Source organism: Acinetobacter sp. 789_lipA (genome assembly GCF_058242845.1).
Map to the genome: position 1 here is coordinate 294,022 of NZ_JBZAYS010000001.1, position 18,884 is coordinate 312,905.

The window sequence follows — 18,884 nt, forward strand, 5'->3', positions numbered from 1 at the left end:
TTCACTGTAAGTTCGCTGTCTACTGACGTTATTATTATCTTTTTGCGATTATACTCAACATTCCGTGTTGAGCTCTTTATGTGAAGCCATCTTCTCAAAATCCTCAACAAAGCTCTATGCGCAAATCTCCTGAATCCCTGTAAGCCATTTCGTACAAAACCCCTATTTGTTTATTAAATCTTCACAATTGAATTTGTTGATTAATTTTTCTTGATAGACCACTTTCTCGGGTGGTTCGAGTCACCATAGCATGTACGAATGCATCAGCATCGACCAGTAAACTGACCACTTTTTTCGCCCGCGTAATTGCGGTATAAATCAACTCTTTACTGAGTAATTTTTCAGCCTGCCGATCTAATACCACCGCGGTATGGGTGAACTCAGAGCCTTGAGATTTGTGAATGGTCAGTGCAAAAGCCGTTTCAATATTTTTGGGTAATCGTGTCGCGGCTACCCATTTATCCAGACTGGGGAAATACACCTCAAACTGCAATTTACCTTGTTGTATACGATGTAAACACAGGCCAATATCGCCATTCGACAAACCCAACTGATAGTCGTTATAGGTCATCATCACTGGACGGCCCAAGTACCATTCGCCTTGTTTAATTTGTTTTGACTGTTCTAATAGGCGCTGCTCGATTTGCAGATTGAGCTGTTTTAAGCCGAAATGGCCGTGACGTATGGCGGCTAAAATACGGTAATCATCAAAATGTTGAATCACTTTGGGTACGAGAGACTCATTAGGATTTTGCTGATATTGCTTTAAGGCCTCGACATAGCCCTGAAAGCCAAGCATCAACAGATCATAATAATGTTGTAACTGCTCTGCAGATAAAGCCGGCTCAGGCAACAACTCAAGTTGTAGATAATCGACCTTGACCTGATCCAACTCAACCGCCTTCAACGTCGTGGCATTTACCACTTGCTGTTGAAAAGTATGCAATACGCTCTGTTTTTCGGCAGGATGCGTCGTTAAGTCAAAACACGGCTGCTGTTGAATAAATTGTGCCAACTTTCCAATCAATGCATCTGATTTGAAACGACGGCTATTGACCAAATTGACTCTATTTTCAGCCAAAGCTGGAACCTGTTGTAGATCGGCGAGTACAGAGCCGACATCGACCGAAGCCAACTGATCAGCATCTCCCAATAAAATCAAACGAGCTTGATTCGGCATGGCAGCAAAGAGCATCTGCGCCAAATTTAAATCCAGCATGGATGCTTCATCAACGACAATCACATCATAAGGTAAAGGTTGTCTGCTATGAAACCGCGGTTGCTGCGTATTCCCAAGACCCAAAAGTCGATGTAGCGTCACAGGGTTTAAGTTTTTCAAATCTAGGGTAATGAAGTCTTGTAACTTTTCATCTTGAAAAGAGTTCTGAAGGGCTTCTTTCATCCGCTGCGCCGCCTTACCTGTCGGTGCAGCCATCGCAATACGAATATCAGGCATACTTTGTTTGAGCACTGCAATAATACGCGCCAAGGTATAGGTTTTCCCTGTGCCTGGGCCACCTGTAATGATCGAGAGCGCCTGCTCAGCCACCATCGCCAAAGCCTGTTTTTGGTGTGGATCTTCTAGTAAATGAGCATAAGCTGAAATATCCACTTGCGTTAAATTTTGCAGTTTTAACCGTGCCACTTGCTGGGCCAAGGACTGCTCTAAAGCCCAATAACGATACAGATATAATTGCTGCTGATCGTAAACAAACGGCGCTTTTTGTTGCTGTGCCTGCTGTTCATCCATGACCAAATCATCTAAGACTGTGACAGCTTCAGCTGCAACCGAGATACAACTCTCACCGCGTAGCATAGCTTCAAGAACCTGTTGAATCATTTCACTTCGGGTTTCAGTAACCCCTGTTTTACTCAGCGGTGACTGCTGAATAAACTGACTCCAACGCGTTAACCATGTGTCTACCATGGCAGCCTGATCAATACTGGCTTTATGAACATTTTCCACACGGTTATCCTCAAAGTTATCCACAACTTAATTGTTTGTTTATGAGTGACTAATTTCACTTAATTCAGAAGTTTTTCCTACATGATTTTCAATAGAAGTATCCTCAGCAAAATGACCCAAGATGGCATCTAATCTTAAAATAAACTCTGGGCTAGCACGCCAACTTAAAACCCCTTGATCAGGCTGCCCATTCATCCCTCTCAAATAAAGATAACTCGCCTGTCCCAGATGTTTTTCAATGTCATAGTTCAGCAAATTCACTTTTAAATAGCGATGCAAAGCCACCAAATACAAACCCGCCTGCAACCAATAACTGGCATGTGACATATTCAATTGGATTGCGTCATGATTGTAGCTCTGCTGATCCGCCCCTAAGAAGTTACTTTTATAATCGGCGATGTGATAACGCTGACCATCAAAATAAACCAAGTCTATCGAACCTGTCAGATAACGAGCAGAATTGGCTTCATTTAAGTCGAGTAGATCAATGCCGTATTCTTGAAATAATGCCTGTATGCGTTTAATCGCGAGCACATGATCGGACAATGACAAATAAAAAGGAAACTCAGCCAAGTGTTCATCGGCTTTGAGTTGCTTCAACTGAAAACTGTCATGTAAAGGTGTTTCTAGCACATCTGCTAACCATTCTTGCATCCACAGCACCAATTGAGTTTCATCATCCTGCCCAAATTCGTGTTGATATTTGCCCAATAACTCTTGCCACAGTAAGGGGCTATCATTTTTAAAACGACGATGAATTTCCAGTCCCCAGTCACGTGAGTCCTGAAAGTCAATGTGCTCGAAAATTTCGTGCAGGAAGGTTCCCGCAGTCGTCCCCATTGGAAACTGCCGTTTAATCCACGCCAAAGGCTGACTCAGTTCCACATCCTCAAGTACAGGATGATTGATCTCGTCATCCGCACTGCCCACTTTCTCGCTCAAAACAGCTAAGGCATCCATTGCCTCTTTGCGACTCAAATGCTGTGTCAACGCACTAAAACTGGTTTTGGAACGTGGATAAAAACGCTGTTCAGGAAAGGCCAAGGCTTGCAGTTGAATGATCTCTTGCTGCTCGGCTGGCTGTAAACGAATCGGCTTTTCAGTCAGCAGCCCCTCATCACCACTGGCAGGATGTTCAAACAGATTACCGGCTTGGCCACGCCAAAATGCCAATGCCGTATTTGATTTATATTCCTGATCTTGCAGTAAGGCATACACGCGGTGGCTCGCACGGGTCAGTGCGACGTACCATAAGCGATGCTGTTCTGCTTCGGCTCGCTCATTGTGTTGATCAATCGCGGCTGGGTCTAACAGGTTGGCATCATTTACTGCCACGATGCGCTGTAACTCGCTCCGCCCTGTCGTCGGATTGATCTGTTCCAGAGTTGAAAAGTTTAAGGTTTTATTCATTTCCTTAAAGTCTTTGTCGGCACCCAGCAAGAACACAATTTTAAACTCTAGACCTTTGGACTGATGAATGGTCATCAGCTGTACGCCTGTGGCATTGGAAAGTTTGCGTTCCAGCTCCCACTCACGTTCCGCAGGCAAATGCAGCTGTTTGAGATACCAATGATACAATTTCTGCGCGCCTTGGAACTGCTCACTATGTTGGCTCAACAACTCAGTCAAATGCCGTAGATTGACCACAGTCCGTTCGTTGTCTCGGCTTTGGTAAGCCACCAAGTTTTTCCACACTTTAAAAAGGTTTAAAACGTATTGCCATGCACTTAAAAAGCCTTTATTGATCCACATGTCGCGGATGTCATCAAAATCCGCCATAAACTGGCTCAGACCGTTGGCTTGTTTTTCCAGTTCCAGTAACTGTTTTAAATCAATCGCCAACAGCCGACTCAAAAGTGCACGGCGAACTTTGGCCTCATCAAAAGGATGCATCATTGCGGTCAATAATGCACCGACATCTTTCGCAACCTGACTTTCAAACACACTGCGTTTAGATGGACGGTTGACCAAAATTCCCAAACGCTCTAGTTCAAACTGAACTTTGTCCAAGCCATCATGGTTTTTGGACAACACCGCGATATCATTCGCACCCATAAACTGTGGCGGATCATCTGCCACATACAGTTGCTGTTGAATGCCTTGGTTGATTAAATCACGGATTTTCCATGCCACTTGTTGAGCTTCATTTTTTTTGTCTTCAAGTAACAGCCAGCGCAGCGGTACATGGTTTTCACCTTGTGCATCGACCAAAGCGGGATGGGGACGAGTCCCTGCTTCTACAGGCTGGTAATAGACCTGCTCACCAAAGTCCTGTTGGCGTTGAAATAAAGCATCTACCACCTGTACCAGCTTTTGCACAGAACGATGATTATATTTCAAACTATACTGCCGACCTTGCTTTGCCAAAACATCTAAACGTGCCTTGTTATAGGTCAGCATGTCCCCCCCACGAAAGCCATAAATGGCTTGTTTCGGATCACCGACCATAATCATACAGCCTTGGTGATAACGCTGTACATCACGCCAAATTCGCGCCAGCATGTCATCTTGGTCTTGGTTGGTGTCTTGAAACTCATCCACTAAAATGAGTGGATAGCGTGCTTGTACAAACTGAGCAAAGCGCCTGCCCTGCTCGCCCTGTAAAGCTTCTGACAAGGTACGGATTTGCTGGGCAAAAGTCGTTTCACTCTTTTGCTGTAAGACTTGTGGTAAACGCTTTTTCACCTCGGAGCTTAAGTAATATTTTAAATACGCATCCAGCACGTCCAAATTGAGCTCTAACTCTGCCAACGCCTCTAAGAAACTGCGGACCTGTCGCCACACAGGATGCTGCTCAAACTGTTCTAGTACATCTACAGCACATTTGTTTAAGACTTTTTTCGTCGCGAGGTCGGTCAGATGTTTTAAGGTTTTTTCAAAATGTGGCGCGAATAAAGCATAAGCTCGTTGCTCTTTCAGGGCGGTCAAAAAAGCAGGTAAATCCTGACATAGAATACGCTGCATCAAAGCATCGGTACGCCACTTTTTCCCCAGCACTGCATGGTATTGCCCTTCGGGTGCATAATAGTCTTTCAAGCTTTCAATCTGCGCCACATCCAGCGCGGTAAATTGATCAATGGCCTGCTCAAATTGCGTCAAATCAAGCACAGGTTTTTCTACCTGTTGAAACTGTGCCGATGCAAAGTTCAGACTATTTTCAACAATTGGCACATAAGCCTGTTCGGTTTTTAATTTTTGTTTTAACAGTAAATAATTCACCACAGGCTGCGGCTGTGCCTGAATCCACTCACGTAACACATCATGAATGAGCTGCTGAGTATAACTCTGCGCATCATCGGTGATATCCGCACGCTCAATCTTGCCACTTTCAAAAGAAAACTCACGCAGTAACTTTTGACTAAAACTGTCCAGTGTGCCGACGAACAGCTCATCTAACTGATCAATCACCAACTTCAAACGCTCTTGGGCAAAACCGACCCGTTGTGCATAGTCTGTGAGCACCTTGGTAAAAAGCGGATCTTGTTCAGCGGCAATTTTGGCCTGTATCTCTCGCTCAGTCAGACTCTGACAACCTTCAAAATAACGTAAAGTTTCGATCAAACGAGCCCGAACGCGACTTTTCAGCTCCGCAGCGGCAGCACGAGTGAAGGTGGTTGCAATGACCTGATTCGGCAAATAGGCCCCAAGAAAAATACGCACCATCAAACTGGATAAAGTAAAAGTCTTGCCTGTGCCTGCTGAAGCTTCAATCCAATGCAAGCCCTGAAAGCTCATATCGGCAATGGGTTGATAAGACATGTTCGATGTAGAGGCCTGAGACTGCGCTGTCATGACTTAGTCCTCAAGGCTTTGCTGATGCAAAAAAATCGGATGATATAGTTCATAAGAAAACTGCTCACAGGCATGGGCAAGTAATGCCTTGGCATCCTGCTCTTGTAGAATAAACTGCCAGTCGCGGTGTGCTTTATTGGCTTCGTTTTCAGTCATTGAAAAACCACTAAAGCGACCATCTTCTTCCCACACTTTATAAATGGCGTCCATGTCCGCAATCACCATCTGTTCCTGATCATTCAGTTGCCATTCATGCGTTTTATCTTTTTCTGCAATTTTCAGTAACAAGGCCGCAGGTAAAACCAAAGGCTGAGTTTGTGCATACTCCCATGCTTTCAACCAAGGTTTGAGCCATTCACGCGCCTGATTTGAACTCACACCAGTACATAAAATGGTTCGGTCACTAAACACCACGATGCGTTGATATTGCTGTCCGCCCTCTCCCAAATTGACATAAGCCAACCACAGTAAATACTCTAACCAAACTTTGGCACGGCGCTTTGCTCTGGCACTGGATGCTTCTACACTGACCCATTTTTCAGCACTGTATTTGGCTAAAGTAACATTGATCTGTAAATGTTCATTCACCTTCCAGACTTGTTGGGTCGTGGCTGTAGCCTCGGGTGCATAGCGTTGTAAACGTGTCAGCAAGCGCTGCTGCTCAAGCACGCTCATTTGCCAGACCCCATCTTGGACTTTACCAATCGGCAGTTGATCCATCAAAAGATTGGCATCTGCCGCTGCCTCATGTTGTTGTAAAAAATGACGAATGGCATAACGTCCTAAACCATCGAGCAGTAACGGTTCTTGCGTTGCAGGAATCCCTTCTGGTTTTAAGTTTTCCACGCCTAACGTCTTGAGATACAGCCTTGCAGGGAAAGTGATGTCCTGAATCCACTGCTGACTATCAAGAACTTGAATATCTTGCTCTAATTTTGGATAAGGCGTGTTAACCCAACTACTCCGTTGCCCCGATGCATACTGTAGTTGTTTCGCGACCTGAAACCATTGATCCTGAAAACGAATACTGTGCTCAGACTCAAAACCACGCGGATCAAAAGGCAATAAAGGATGGACATGATACAGCGATGCCAACTGTGCAGGGACAGTCACACCATGCTTATCAACCGTTGCATTGACACTCTTGCTTTGTATGTCAGGCTGCACAATAAAGGCCATATGCTGAATCAGTTCTTGCAATACCGTAGACGGATCACGGACTTCACCATCGTTGATATCAAAGCCATTATAAAATAACCATATGTTCTCTTGTGCCAACAACAAGGCATCTAGAAAAGCCCCTTGATCATCTTCCAAACGGGAACGATCCCCCAGTTGTGGCTTCAGCAAGTCCATCAGGTCAAAAGGCAAATGCGCACTGCGGTTGGGAAACTTGCCACTGTCCAAGCCCAACATCACGATCAACTTATACGGCACAGGTCGAATCTGGCCAATTTGACTAAACGTGATCTGCCCCGTGGGTTCTGCATAGTCCAGTTGCGCTTCTAAGGTCTTTTGGATTTCTTCTAATACATAAGGCAAAGGTAAACTTAAACTGCGCAGTGCATGATGGTCGTGTTCATCATAAAAACTCGCCAAGGTCAGCATACGTTCTTGTTTTTTGACCATCTTATACACTGCGGCCAAAGACTCGACACCCGCAGCTTCAAACTCGCGAATATCTTCCATCAAACGATTCAGCCAAGTTTCAGCAGTCGTCCGTTGTCCAGTTTCATGCGCGATCATCCACTCGGAACGATGTTTAAAATCTTGATAAATTTCAATCAAAACACCAATCAGCTCAAAATCACTCGACTGTACTTGGGCATAGCTCAAGGTCTCATGAAACAGCACATGCTCTGGGACAGCGGCGCCTAAAGCCAAACGATCTAAGGCAAACTTCAGACTATAACGATAATCTTCATCCCCTTCGGCCAGACTACGTTTTAAATGCTCGGCATCCAATCCACGTTTAAAGCCTGCGTTGATCAACAGCTCCGTCATTCGCTCGATCATATTCATGTCTAAGCCGTAACGTTGTTGCGTTGCATTTAAACTGAGCCAATCAGCAAAGTCCTCAATACTGAAACGCCCCCGCACCAAGACCATCCGTCCCAGCACAGCACGCCAGGCATTTAAGGCATCGAGTTGAGTCACGCCTGCCAGCTTAATCGGCAGATAAATACTATCTTTACTGAGTTGGTGACCCTTTTGCAAAGCTTCACGCTCATGCGGAGGAGGCGCAAAAACACTGCGAATAAAAGGTTCTAGCTCAGTCAAACTGGGCGTCAACACTAAAATATCGCTTGGACGTCGCGGTGCATCAGCCGTGCCCTGAGCCAACCAATGCGTCAGTTGATCTTTGAGGACTTCAAGCTGTCTAAGGCTGGAGTGACAGACATGAATCTGTATCGAATCATCTTGTTCAGCCAAGGCATACTGATGCTGCGTAGGTTCTACCAAATACAGGACATCAGACTGAATTTTACCAAGTAAAGTTTCTGGATATTCATCGACAAAGATATCGGCCCAGACGCCGTCTTCACCTGAAGAAAGGCTGGAAAGTAAAGAGAAATGGTCGCGCGCTTGTTTACCAAATCGGGTCAGTAAAGGATGGCGAGACTCTCGGGTTTCTGCATTAAAATTGAGGGTAAACTCATCAAAAAACTGCTGAATCTCGGCATCATTGGCATTTGGATTTTTTTCAATAAAACGCTGCTTCACCCGTGCGTCATAACGCGCTTTCCAATTGGGATCGACACTGTCCGCCCAATATTCTTGCGATGGGTTATAGTGAAAAATAAAGATCTCGAGGTATTGTCCCAATCGATGTAAAAACTCCAATTGCCTTGGCGGTAAATCTAAAACCGTAAATACCACCAACTGTGCAGGCAACTTTTTAAGTGCAGCGTCTCGGGTCTCTGCTTGATCGAGTAAGCCCCAAAATGCAGTATCAATACGCTGAATTTGTTCAAAGTCAGCATGGAACACCACTTGCCAGAGCCAACGTTGCCATGCTTCCAATTCATAAGCTTGATTGAGTTGAAAAGCACTGAGTTCTTGCTGAGTTTTAAAGAACATCTGCTCCAAATCGAGCGGCTGGTTTTTGCCCCACGCTTGTAACCAATTGGTCTGGCAACGGCAACTTTGCGGTGGGCAGCCTTTGGTGCAATGCCCACGATAATCCATATAAAAACTAAACAGCCGTGAAACCTGCTCCGCGACCCAATACAGCATGCTTTGCTTTTTGAGCTGTTTATCGATGCCTTGTTGCAAACGGTCAGCGCTGGCATAGATCCGCTGAATAATCGGATACAACGGATGAGCAACCTCTAAAGGATTCAGCTCGGCTTGTATAAATTCTTTTAAGGCTTGAAAGACACGCCATTTAATAATCAATCGCGGAATATTGGCTTTACGGACTTCATCTTTTTGGTCGACCAAAACCCACTGATAAGCCGACCATTGAAAACCACGAATACGATGATGAAACTGCGTGTTGGCACTGATGCCCTGCTGTTCTGCCAACTTTTGTGTTAGCCAAGCCTCAACCGCAGGTGAAGGTACAATAAAATGCTGTGCTTGCAGCACTTGAAAGGCATTTTTGGCCGGTTTAAAGACGGTTTTTTGCATGGCTTGCAACAGAACATCAATACGCTGACTTTGTATTACGTGTATCGCCATGTTTCCTCTCAAATAACCATCTTATGAAAAATCTACAAAAGTACACAGATTATTGACTATACTTCTGGTTCTGTCTATGTCACTTTGATGACATATTTCTATTTAAAATTTGCTTTAAAATACGTACTTTAAGCAAAACTAGAATCAATGTGAATCAGGATATTTTAGGATTTAGAAAATGAAATTAGAGCATATTCCAGAAAAAATTGATCCCTCTTTAAATTTAGAACAAATCCGTGAAGAGTGTTTGGATTTAGTCAAAAAGCGCGCCTATTTTTCCGCAGGTGCAGCGGTTATTCCAGTCCCTTTCCTTGATGTGGTGATTGATGTGGGCATATTGTCGCAGTTGATTCCCGAAATTAATGCCCGCTTTGGTTTAACCCCAGAGCAAGTCAGTGTCTACGACCCAGAAACCAAGCAAATACATTGGTCAGAACTGCGTAAACGTGGCGTGGAGTTCTCAGGATTGGTGGTGGCACGTACAGCCGTGAAGAAATCCCTCAATAACATGGCAGCCAAATACATCACCAAACAAGTCACCAAATTCATTCCTCTTGGTGGGCAGATGATTGCGGCTAGCTTGGGTTATGTCATGATGAAAAAAATTGCGGAAACTCATGTGGAAGAGTCGTATAAGCTCGCCAAAGGCATTCAACTAAAACAAGCCGCTGAACAAGGTGTTCCTGTTGCAGCGCCAGTGACCCAAATTCCCTTAAGTTAAAGAACTAAATCCGCCTCTATAAAAAACGGTCAAATGACCGTTTTTTTTAAGTTTCTTAATCTGTGTCGCGATCCGCTTTGAGCTGTTTTAAAATTGCCCTTAAGACTTCAATGCGGGCCTGTTGTTTATCATTGGTGGAAATAATATACCAAGGCGCATAACCTGTATCGGTATGTGCAAACATATCCGCGGCTGCCTTTAAATAGTCATCCCATTTGTCGCGATTTCGCCAATCTTCTTCGGTAATTTTAAAGCGTTTATGCGGGGTACTTTCGCGGGCTTTAAAACGCGCCGCTTGTTCATCTTTATCAATCGCCAGCCAAAACTTAATCAGTACGGTTTGACTGTTGCTGAGGTTTTTTTCAAAACGATTGATTTCCGCATAAGCGCGTTGCCACTCTACCTCGGTTGCGAAGCCTTCTACCCGCTCGACTAAAACGCGTCCATACCACGTCCGATCAAAAATAGTGATGTCATCCGACTGCAATTTGCTCCAAAAACGCCACAGATAAGGACGGCGTAACTCATACTTTTCAGGTGCGGCAATGGTATGAATTTCATATTCTCGTGGGTCGAGCTTTTTCACAATACGCTTAATCGCCCCCCCTTTACCCGCAGCATCCATACCTTCAAAAGCAATCACCACTTTACGGTCATCACAGCGCATGGCATCGGCCACTTGTTTGGTGAGTTTTTTCAATTCTGATTTATAGTTCGCATCCTCAGCTTGAGGGACTTCAAACTGAGTCAGAATATCTGGTATTGGTGCTTGCTGCCATTTTAGCGCGGCCTTTTTTTCATGCTCTGGACAGTGACGCAGCGATGTTAAAATTGCTTGTGCAAAATTGTGATTACGCAAATCCTCATCTTCACCATCAATGATTTGCCAGTCATCGGTGAAGCGCGTACGTAGCTTTTGTAAGGTGTCATATTGTTTTTTATTGCGCCAGTCTAGCCCATGCAACTTATGCCAATGCACTTCGCTCGGGTCCATATCGTCTAGACGCTTTTGCAAAGACTTCCACGACAAATCGAACCAAACTTTTAAAACATCTACGTTGTTATTTTTTAAGTCCTGCTCAAAAGCCCGCATATTGCTGACGTATTCATCAAACAAAGTGTCGTCTAAAGGTTTTGAAGCATGCATGGCCGTAGCCAACAAGTCCCCATACCAGTTACCAAACCACACCATAATTTGCCCTTCGGCAGGTACAAATCGAGTATAGGGCTGCCAAAAAGGCTGCTTCAGATTAAACAGATGCGGTGGATCGGCTTTGACATATAAAAAACGCGGATCAACCCATTCGCGCAGCTGTTTTACCGCTTCGCCTTTACCCGCAAGTTCAATTCCACTGACCAAAATCACCAAACTTTTTGCATTGCTCTGATCACGGGTATTCATCAACGCATATTGCGCTTCAATTAAGTCCAGTGAAAGCTGTTCTTCGTTCAGCACTGTACTGGCGATCGTTTCTGTATCCATTGCCCCTCCTTTTTTCTATTTAATCAGATCACTAGATCCTAAAAAATGATGGTCTAGATGATTTTCATATGTATCTTTTGACTACTTCTACATCAAACTGACCACAAATAAATAGTTTTTTTGTCACTTTGTCATAGCGAGTTCCGTCATCACGCACTAAGATTTAGCTATCTTTAAATAGAACTGAGACAGCAAATGTCCAAACTCGCCGCCCTCGATGAGCTTTTAGAACAGTATTACCAATTGCATTATCATCAAGATTCGGTGCTCTTCCAACGTTTACAAGATGTGCAAACTTGGCAAAAACAGCGAATGCAGCGTACCCACAACAAAACTTTCACAGAAAAGCAAAATCTGTTGATGGCCGAGTATTTTATCAACCGTTTATATGGTGGCCCAGATTTTGATGCTTTGGCGGGACAAATTGCGCGCTTGAGCAAATATGCGCACAAAGCAGAGAAATTAATTCCTGAAAATGCCATTAAAACCGGTACCTCTGGGGTTGAGTTGGCGATTTTGGCGGTGCGACTGGATGAACAAGTAGCAATGCAATTGCTGAAAGATCACCATCCCTATGAAGCCTTAACCGATGATTTGATGCGCCAAGCCTACTTAAAACTAGAACAAGGCGAAGAACGCTTGAAACAGCTATATTTACTCGATCAATTGGGTAAGAACCTCGATAAATACATGCGCTCTTTTATGGTCTATACCGCTTTTAAGATGTGTAAAGGGACGGCCAACAAATATAACTTCAATATCATGTATGATTTTATGCAAGATGGCTTTTTGGCCATGAAACCGCTAAAGTCGGCGGAGAAATTTGTGAAAGACTTTACTGCGGTGGAACGTCAAATTATTGATAAAGTACATTCGGGTCATCTATACCCATTTCAGTAAATTTCAGATTATTCCTTGATAAAAATAAGGCAGTGGCTGCATAGCTCTGCTGTTTTTCTGTATATTATTCAGCACAATTGCATGATGGTTACTGTACAACGTCCTAGAATCTGTCATCATGCATGCACTGCAACATTTACCCTATTGCTATGTTAGGAGTGACTCCCATGTCGAATGAAAATCAAACGCCTACCGCTACTCAAGAGTCGGCACAAAACACAGACAAAGTGAGTCCATTTTTAACTGAACCATTACCCCAAGGTACGGCGCAAGGTCAACAAAAATCATTACAACAACAGTTGACTGATACCCCAGTGACGGGTTCTGTACCTAAATACAATCTTCCTCGCGGTGCCAACACAGGTAACGTCGGCAGTACCACACACTTTGGTTACCAAACTGTCAGCAGTGAAGATAAAGCGCAAAAAGTGGCGGAAGTTTTCCACTCGGTTGCCAGCAAATACGACATTATGAATGACTTGATGTCTTTTGGTATTCACCGTCTATGGAAACGCTTTGCGATCAATATGTCAGGGGTACGTCGTGGTCAACGCGTATTAGATATTGCTGGCGGGACAGGCGACTTGGCTAAAGTGTTTAGCCGCGAAGTTGGCCCTACAGGTCATGTAGTACTTTCAGACATTAACGAATCCATGCTCAATGTTGGCCGTGACCGCCTGATTGATGCTGGATGTACCAATGTTGATTTCGTATTAGCCAATGCTGAAACCTTAGAGCCATTTGAAGATAACAGCTTTGACCTACTCACGATCTCATTTGGTCTACGTAATGTGACTGATAAAGATGCAGCACTTGCTGCGATGTACCGCGTGCTTAAGCCAGGTGGTCGCCTACTGGTATTAGAGTTCTCTAAACCTGTATTTGAACCGTTTTCAAAACTGTACGACCTATACTCGTTCACCGCACTGCCGATCATGGGTAAAATTATTGCCAATGACTCAGAAAGCTATAAATATTTAGCCGAGTCCATTCGTATGCACCCAGACCAACGCACGCTAAAAGGCATGATGGAAAATGCAGGCTTCCAAAACTGTGACTATCACAACCTGACAGGCGGTATCGTTGCTGTACACCGTGGTTTTAAACTTTAAAATTAAACGTTTAAGGGCAAATTATGTGGTCGATTCTGGCACTCGGTGCAGTTGAACGATTAATTCATCATGTGATTAATTTGGATGCGATCACTCGCATCCAGCTCAATGAACTACAAGGCAAGATGTTACGTGTGGTGATCGCATCCCCGCAACTGTCTGTAGATGTGTTCTTTGACCAAGCCAAAGTGCGCTTAGAACCTACCGTTACAGGGCATAGTGAAACAGCGTCCATTTTCGAACAACGCCCGTTTGACCAAGCTCAATCTCACACCCCAGCAACCGCAACTTTAACGGTGGCCAATGTGGTTGAGCTGCTCAAGCTATTACTGGCGGATGATATCGGCAATATCCCGCTCCAAGGTGATTATCACCTTCTACAGGATATTCAACGGATTATGCAACACGCTGAGCCTGACTTGGCTGCGTATTTAAGCCCATGGATTGGCCCAAGTTTGGCGCATGAATTGGCTAAAATTCAGCTGGCCCCAAAACACATCAAACAGGCCTTACAAAGTCATTTTTTCTTTGCTGAAGATGCCTTGAAAGAAGACAGTGGTCTATTTGCCCCACGTTGGCAAATGGATGATCTGCATCAAGACACCCGCATTTTTAATCAAAACTTAGATCGTGCCGAAGCCAAAATTCAACAGCTTCAAGCACAGATTGACACTCAAGACTCAACTCAAAACTAGGTATTTACATATATGATTCCGCACGTTTCACGTTTACTCGAACTTTGGCGCATTGCCGCGCACTATAGACTCGACACGTTGTTTCCTGCGGAAGAATTGCCTGAAAAAGCGCGCCATGCGCTGGGTGTAATTCGTATGCACCCTGCGGCATGGTCCAGTCGTGAACGAAAAAATCCACTGAAGCTCAAACAAGCTTTAGAGGAAATGGGACCACTGGCGATTAAAATGGGACAACTACTGTCTACTCGTCGTGACCTAATTCCACCTGAAGTGTTACAACAACTGGTTTTACTCCAAGACCGTGTCAAACCGTTTGGTTCTGATGTGGCGAAAATGCGCATTCAAGACTCACTGAAAGCCGATGTAAACACGCTGTTTGCTCGCTTCGACGAACAACCCTTGGCAGCAGCCTCGATTGCTCAAGTACATACGGCCGCTTTACATGATGGTCGCGAAGTGGTGGTGAAAGTCACCCGTCCCGCTATTCGTAGTCAAATTTTACAAGACTTTGAAATTTTAGAATGGCTAGGTGATTTTCTAGAAAAACGCCTAGAAGCCGCGCGTGCACTGCACTTATCTGAAATTATTCAGGACTATCGTCAGGTCATTTTAAATGAACTGGATTTGACATTAGAAGCCGACAATACCCGTCGTATGCGCCATTATTTTACAGGCTCAAGCATGATGTATGTGCCTGAAGTCTATATGGATAGCAAGGACGTGATGGTGGCCGAACGCATTACAGGCGTTCCCATTTCAGACATTGAAACCTTTGAAAAACTGGGGATGGATCGTAAAGATTTGGCGGAAAAAGGCTTAACCATTTTCTTTACCCAAGTCTTCCGTGACAACTTTTTCCATGCCGACATGCATCCGGGCAATGTCTTCGTTGAAACCCTAAACCCAAGCCAACCACGCTATATTGCGCTGGACTGTGCCATTATGGGTGAGTTATCGAAGCACGACCAAATGACCGTGGCACGTATGCTACTTGCGGTCATGAACAGCGACTTTATGCAACTGATTCAAATCGTGCATCAAGCTGGTTGGATTCCCCCGGGTACAGACCAAGATGCACTAGCACGTGAAATGCGTCGCACGGTCGGGCCAATGGTGTCCAAACCCATGCATGAATTGGACTTCGCGGGCATTTTGATTCAAGTGATGGATATTGCACGACGCTTCCATTTGGAAATTCCACCACAGCTGATGCTGCTGCTTAAAACCCTCGTGCATGTTGAGGGTTTAGGGACTGACCTTTACCCAGAGCTGGACATTTGGAGTTTGGCAAAGCCAATCCTGACCGATTGGATCAAAGCGCAAATGAATCTACAAAAGAACCTAAAAGAGCTGGGACAAAAAATTCCAGATTTACTTTTAGGGGCACAAGACTTCCCAACGCTGTTGGTCGATAGCTTAAATGGTCTCAAAAACCAATCAGCTTGGCATGCTAAACAGCTCAATGAACTGCAAAGTATGCGCCTACAAATGGAGCATCAGCAAAAACGCAGTTGGATTTTTGGTAGTCTCATGGCCATTTTGCTGTCGATTGCGATTATCTCGCCTTGGTTTATTTCAGTGATTTTAATTGTACTCACCAGCTTACTGGCGGTGTGGCGCGTGTTTAAATAGACACTTTCTGCTGTATTAAAAGCCTGAGTCTCTCAGGCTTTTTTATGTTTAGGTTTTATGTCGGAAGTGACTCCCAAGTCATTCTTGGATCACTTTTGCCAATGCGCTCATTCTCTCACCAGTTAAAATGACAATACATATTGTCTATTTTGAATGATCACGATGACTCAAATCCTGCATAAACACCCTCCAGCTTTAAGCATTCGTGCAGGTAAATTAGCACGTCAACTCATTCAAAGCGAAGGCTTACAAGCTGAGCAGGTCGATATTGTACCCGGTGCCGCAGGTGGGCCCAAAGGGATCGGGATTCAAGGTTTAGACCAAGCTATTTTTGGTGAATTCTTTGCTCGTGCGCCGCAAAGACGGACTTTGATTGGTTCGTCCATTGGCAGTTGGCGCTTTGCCAGCATCTTAGCGCACGGTGCAAAAGCAGGTACCGAACGTTTAGGTGAACTCTATACCAATCTCTATTTTGACAAAAAAATGCAGCGTCAAGAAGTCAGTGATATTTGCCGTGGCATGCTGCTCGACTTGGTGCAAGGCAAAGAAGCGGAATTGGTCAATCATCCCGATTACCACCTCGCGGTACTGTCGATTAAGGCTCAACACATCTTCCAAAGTGACCAAGTTCTCCCGCTCTTGGCCTCTGTGGCAGGTATCATCGGCACAACCGCTGTTGCGCGAAAGCATAGTCGCCACTTTATGCAACGAGTGATTAGTCAGCCCAGCAATAGCAAACAATTTAAAGTAGAAGATGATTTCCTCACTCATTATCACAGTCTCACCGCTAGAAACGTTCTGCCTTGGCTGATTGCTTCAGCCTCTATTCCAGGCGTGATGGCCGCGATTCGCGATATTCCAGATGCACCACAAGGCAGTTATCGTGATGGTGGTCTGATTGATTATCACATGGATCTGCCTTTTGAGAGTCAAGGCATTGTGCTTTATCCGCACTTTACGGACAGCATTACGCCGGGGTGGTTTGATAAACTGTTTAAACGTCGCGCCAATCCTGAAAACCAAGCCCGTACGCTGCTCCTTTCTCCGTCCCAAGACTATTTACAGAGCTTACCTTTAGGACGCCTGCCCGATCGTAAAGATTTCACCCTCAAAGGGCTCGACCAAAAACAGCGCATTCAAATGTGGAACCAATGTATTTCTGAAAGTCAGCGCTTAGGTGATGAGTTCTTGGAAATGGTGGAAAAACAGCATTTTGCACAGGTCATACAAGATTTATAAACAAAATTTGCGCATGAATGTAATCTTGTTTAATCTGACCAAATAAAGAAAATCGAGATTACATTTTTTCTATGCTAACAATAATTTTAAGTGAACAAGAAAAATATGCTCAAATCATTGAATTAAAAAATGAATCATGGGAAAAAAGTATTATTGCAAGCTCGTTAGAGGATTCCATTCAAATCAACATCGACCAATTAAAAAAACCTGATGATATTCGTCATGCATTCATTTTAGACAATGGTTAAATCATTCGATCTATGATTTCTAATCACTCCCCCCACTTCGCCATCATCGGTGCAGGAACCGCAGGGTTAGCCACTGCGATTTTACTGGCTCGACAAAATATTCAAGTCAGTATTTTAGAGAAAGCCTCAGAACTTGAACCTGTCGGAGCAGGACTGTTACTACAGCCCTCTGGTTTAGCTGTTTTTGAGCATTTAGGCCTTTTAGATGAAGTTTTAAGACTGGGTGCAAAAGTCACTGGGCTCAAAGGTCAATTACCGAATGGAAATTTACTGGTCAATAGTCATTATCAACAAGCGCATCCTGATTTTTATGGTGTAGGGATTCATCGAGCAACGTTATGTCATGTTTTAGAAAATAAATGCCGTGAATATCCAGAACTCATTACGTGGTATATGAATACCGACATTCAGAAATTAGAAGAAACATCCTATCAAGTTCGGGTTTTGGGTAGTAAAGATAGTGAATCATTTGATCAAGCTTTTGATGCTGTGATCATTGCCAATGGCGCACGCAGCCTTTTAAGACCGAAAGAATGGGTAAAGGTTGATCAAGCTTATCCTTGGGGAGCCAAATGGACAATTGTTCCCGAATGTCTTGAATTAGATACAGAAATTTTACATCAGTTTCATGATCGCTCTAAAATCATGATGGGAATCTTACCGACAGGTACAGTGCCACATGAACCCAAGCAAAGACTGTCGAGTGTATTTTGGAGTCTTCCAAGCCATCAGCTAAATAACTTTCTACACAATTCACAAGCTTACTCAGACTGGTTAAACCAAGTGTCTAAGCGTTGGAAACCTGCTGCGGATTGGTTAGAACAAGTCATTGCCCGGCCTGAACAAAAATCACAATGGTTGACTGCAAATTATCGTGATGTGGTGCTGTCTAAGTTTGGTGAGGGTCGTATTGGTGTCATGGGTGATGCAGCACATGCGATGAGTCCACAACTGGGGCAAGGTGCAAATATGGCCCTTTTAGATGCATGGGCTTTGGGGCAAGCGGTTCAAAGTGCAAGAAAAAATGAAAACATTGATTATGTTCAACTCTGGCAAACGTATCATCAACACCGTCAAAGTTCGACGGCGTTCTATCAATTTTTAAGTCGTTTACTCACACCACTTTACCAATCTGACCTATGGTGGGCAGGTGGTTTACGTGATTTAAGCTTTGCTTGGATGTATCGAATCCCCTATTTCCGTAAAGAAATGGCGGTGACGATTTCAGGTTTAAAATTAGGCATGTTCAGTCAAATGAACTATCGGGATATTGCAAAACAAAACAATCATTCTGTGTAGAATGCGATGACAATCATCGTCATCCGCTTTGGATGGGTGACTGATGGTTGAATTTCTAAAATATATCAATTAAGCCGCTGTGAGATAACTGTAGAAAGTTTCTCCTCTATTCT

12 protein-coding genes are annotated in these 18,884 nt (G+C 44.2%); 8 read left to right on the forward strand and 4 right to left on the reverse strand.

Features of this window, described 5'->3' with window-relative positions:
- Window positions 1-181 precede the first annotated feature (181 nt).
- The 3 genes from recD to AC4CUZ_RS01410 all read right to left on the reverse strand — a co-directional run bounded on the left by recD (window position 182) and on the right by AC4CUZ_RS01410 (window position 9,442).
- Window positions 182-1,927: an exodeoxyribonuclease V subunit alpha gene (gene recD / locus AC4CUZ_RS01400; protein ID WP_373863455.1), complete on the reverse strand. Its 1,746-nt coding sequence runs from the start codon at window positions 1,925-1,927 to the stop codon at window positions 182-184.
- A 78-nt stretch (window positions 1,928-2,005) separates the two neighbouring features.
- Window positions 2,006-5,758 carry a UvrD-helicase domain-containing protein gene (locus AC4CUZ_RS01405; protein ID WP_201953387.1) on the reverse strand — a complete coding sequence of 1,251 codons (3,753 nt, stop codon included), beginning with the start codon at window positions 5,756-5,758 and terminating at the stop codon, window positions 2,006-2,008.
- Window positions 5,759-5,761: 3 nt separating this feature from the next.
- Window positions 5,762-9,442 (reverse strand): exodeoxyribonuclease V subunit gamma, encoded by a 3,681-nt coding sequence (locus AC4CUZ_RS01410; RefSeq protein WP_114836926.1) that lies wholly within the window; start codon window positions 9,440-9,442, stop codon window positions 5,762-5,764.
- Between the two features lie 178 nt (window positions 9,443-9,620).
- Between AC4CUZ_RS01410 and AC4CUZ_RS01415 the strand changes: the two genes are divergently transcribed.
- The gene (locus AC4CUZ_RS01415) at window positions 9,621-10,163 is read left to right on the forward strand and encodes a hypothetical protein (protein ID WP_114836925.1); all 543 of its coding nucleotides are present in this window, start codon (window positions 9,621-9,623) and stop codon (window positions 10,161-10,163) included.
- Between the two features lie 55 nt (window positions 10,164-10,218).
- Here the strand turns inward: AC4CUZ_RS01415 and pap are convergent, their stop codons facing one another.
- A complete protein-coding gene (gene pap / locus AC4CUZ_RS01420) occupies window positions 10,219-11,646 on the reverse strand; it encodes a polyphosphate:AMP phosphotransferase (RefSeq protein WP_114836924.1) in 1,428 nt (475 codons plus the stop codon).
- A 195-nt stretch (window positions 11,647-11,841) separates the two neighbouring features.
- Here pap and AC4CUZ_RS01425 point away from each other — a divergent pair, with 195 nt between their 5' ends.
- From AC4CUZ_RS01425 to AC4CUZ_RS01455, 7 genes are all read left to right on the forward strand, one after another.
- A complete protein-coding gene (locus AC4CUZ_RS01425) occupies window positions 11,842-12,546 on the forward strand; it encodes a DUF8198 family protein (RefSeq protein WP_114836923.1) in 705 nt (234 codons plus the stop codon).
- A 167-nt stretch (window positions 12,547-12,713) separates the two neighbouring features.
- Window positions 12,714-13,658, forward strand: coding sequence for a bifunctional demethylmenaquinone methyltransferase/2-methoxy-6-polyprenyl-1,4-benzoquinol methylase UbiE (gene ubiE, locus AC4CUZ_RS01430; RefSeq protein WP_058868807.1), 945 nt, complete (start codon window positions 12,714-12,716; stop codon window positions 13,656-13,658).
- 23 nt (window positions 13,659-13,681) lie between these two features.
- Window positions 13,682-14,353, forward strand: a complete 672-nt coding sequence (locus AC4CUZ_RS01435; RefSeq protein WP_005400926.1) for a ubiquinone biosynthesis accessory factor UbiJ — start codon at window positions 13,682-13,684, stop codon at window positions 14,351-14,353.
- A 12-nt stretch (window positions 14,354-14,365) separates the two neighbouring features.
- A complete protein-coding gene (locus AC4CUZ_RS01440) occupies window positions 14,366-15,985 on the forward strand; it encodes an ABC1 kinase family protein (protein ID WP_419380879.1) in 1,620 nt (539 codons plus the stop codon).
- 162 nt (window positions 15,986-16,147) lie between these two features.
- A complete protein-coding gene (locus AC4CUZ_RS01445; RefSeq protein ID WP_419380878.1) occupies window positions 16,148-17,224 on the forward strand; it encodes a patatin-like phospholipase family protein in 1,077 nt (358 codons plus the stop codon).
- Between the two features lie 71 nt (window positions 17,225-17,295).
- Complete coding sequence (locus AC4CUZ_RS01450) at window positions 17,296-17,472, forward strand: hypothetical protein (RefSeq protein WP_171355060.1); 177 nt, start codon at window positions 17,296-17,298, stop codon at window positions 17,470-17,472.
- A 12-nt stretch (window positions 17,473-17,484) separates the two neighbouring features.
- A complete protein-coding gene (locus tag AC4CUZ_RS01455; protein ID WP_114836921.1) occupies window positions 17,485-18,771 on the forward strand; it encodes an FAD-dependent oxidoreductase in 1,287 nt (428 codons plus the stop codon).
- Window positions 18,772-18,884 lie beyond the last annotated feature (113 nt).

What these genes read in the sequence shown, in the direction of transcription:
- recD (WP_373863455.1), bottom strand. Translation starts at nt 1,927, where the DNA reads ATGGTAGACACATGGTTAACGCGTTGGAGTCAGTTTATTCAGCAGTCA.
- AC4CUZ_RS01405 (WP_201953387.1), bottom strand. Translation starts at nt 5,758, where the DNA reads ATGACAGCGCAGTCTCAGGCCTCTACATCGAACATGTCTTATCAACCC.
- AC4CUZ_RS01410 (WP_114836926.1), bottom strand. Translation starts at nt 9,442, where the DNA reads ATGGCGATACACGTAATACAAAGTCAGCGTATTGATGTTCTGTTGCAA.
- AC4CUZ_RS01415 (WP_114836925.1), top strand. Translation starts at nt 9,621, where the DNA reads ATGAAATTAGAGCATATTCCAGAAAAAATTGATCCCTCTTTAAATTTA.
- pap (WP_114836924.1), bottom strand. Translation starts at nt 11,646, where the DNA reads ATGGATACAGAAACGATCGCCAGTACAGTGCTGAACGAAGAACAGCTT.
- AC4CUZ_RS01425 (WP_114836923.1), top strand. Translation starts at nt 11,842, where the DNA reads ATGTCCAAACTCGCCGCCCTCGATGAGCTTTTAGAACAGTATTACCAA.
- ubiE (WP_058868807.1), top strand. Translation starts at nt 12,714, where the DNA reads ATGTCGAATGAAAATCAAACGCCTACCGCTACTCAAGAGTCGGCACAA.
- AC4CUZ_RS01435 (WP_005400926.1), top strand. Translation starts at nt 13,682, where the DNA reads ATGTGGTCGATTCTGGCACTCGGTGCAGTTGAACGATTAATTCATCAT.
- AC4CUZ_RS01440 (WP_419380879.1), top strand. Translation starts at nt 14,366, where the DNA reads ATGATTCCGCACGTTTCACGTTTACTCGAACTTTGGCGCATTGCCGCG.
- AC4CUZ_RS01445 (WP_419380878.1), top strand. Translation starts at nt 16,148, where the DNA reads ATGACTCAAATCCTGCATAAACACCCTCCAGCTTTAAGCATTCGTGCA.
- AC4CUZ_RS01450 (WP_171355060.1), top strand. Translation starts at nt 17,296, where the DNA reads ATGCTAACAATAATTTTAAGTGAACAAGAAAAATATGCTCAAATCATT.
- AC4CUZ_RS01455 (WP_114836921.1), top strand. Translation starts at nt 17,485, where the DNA reads ATGATTTCTAATCACTCCCCCCACTTCGCCATCATCGGTGCAGGAACC.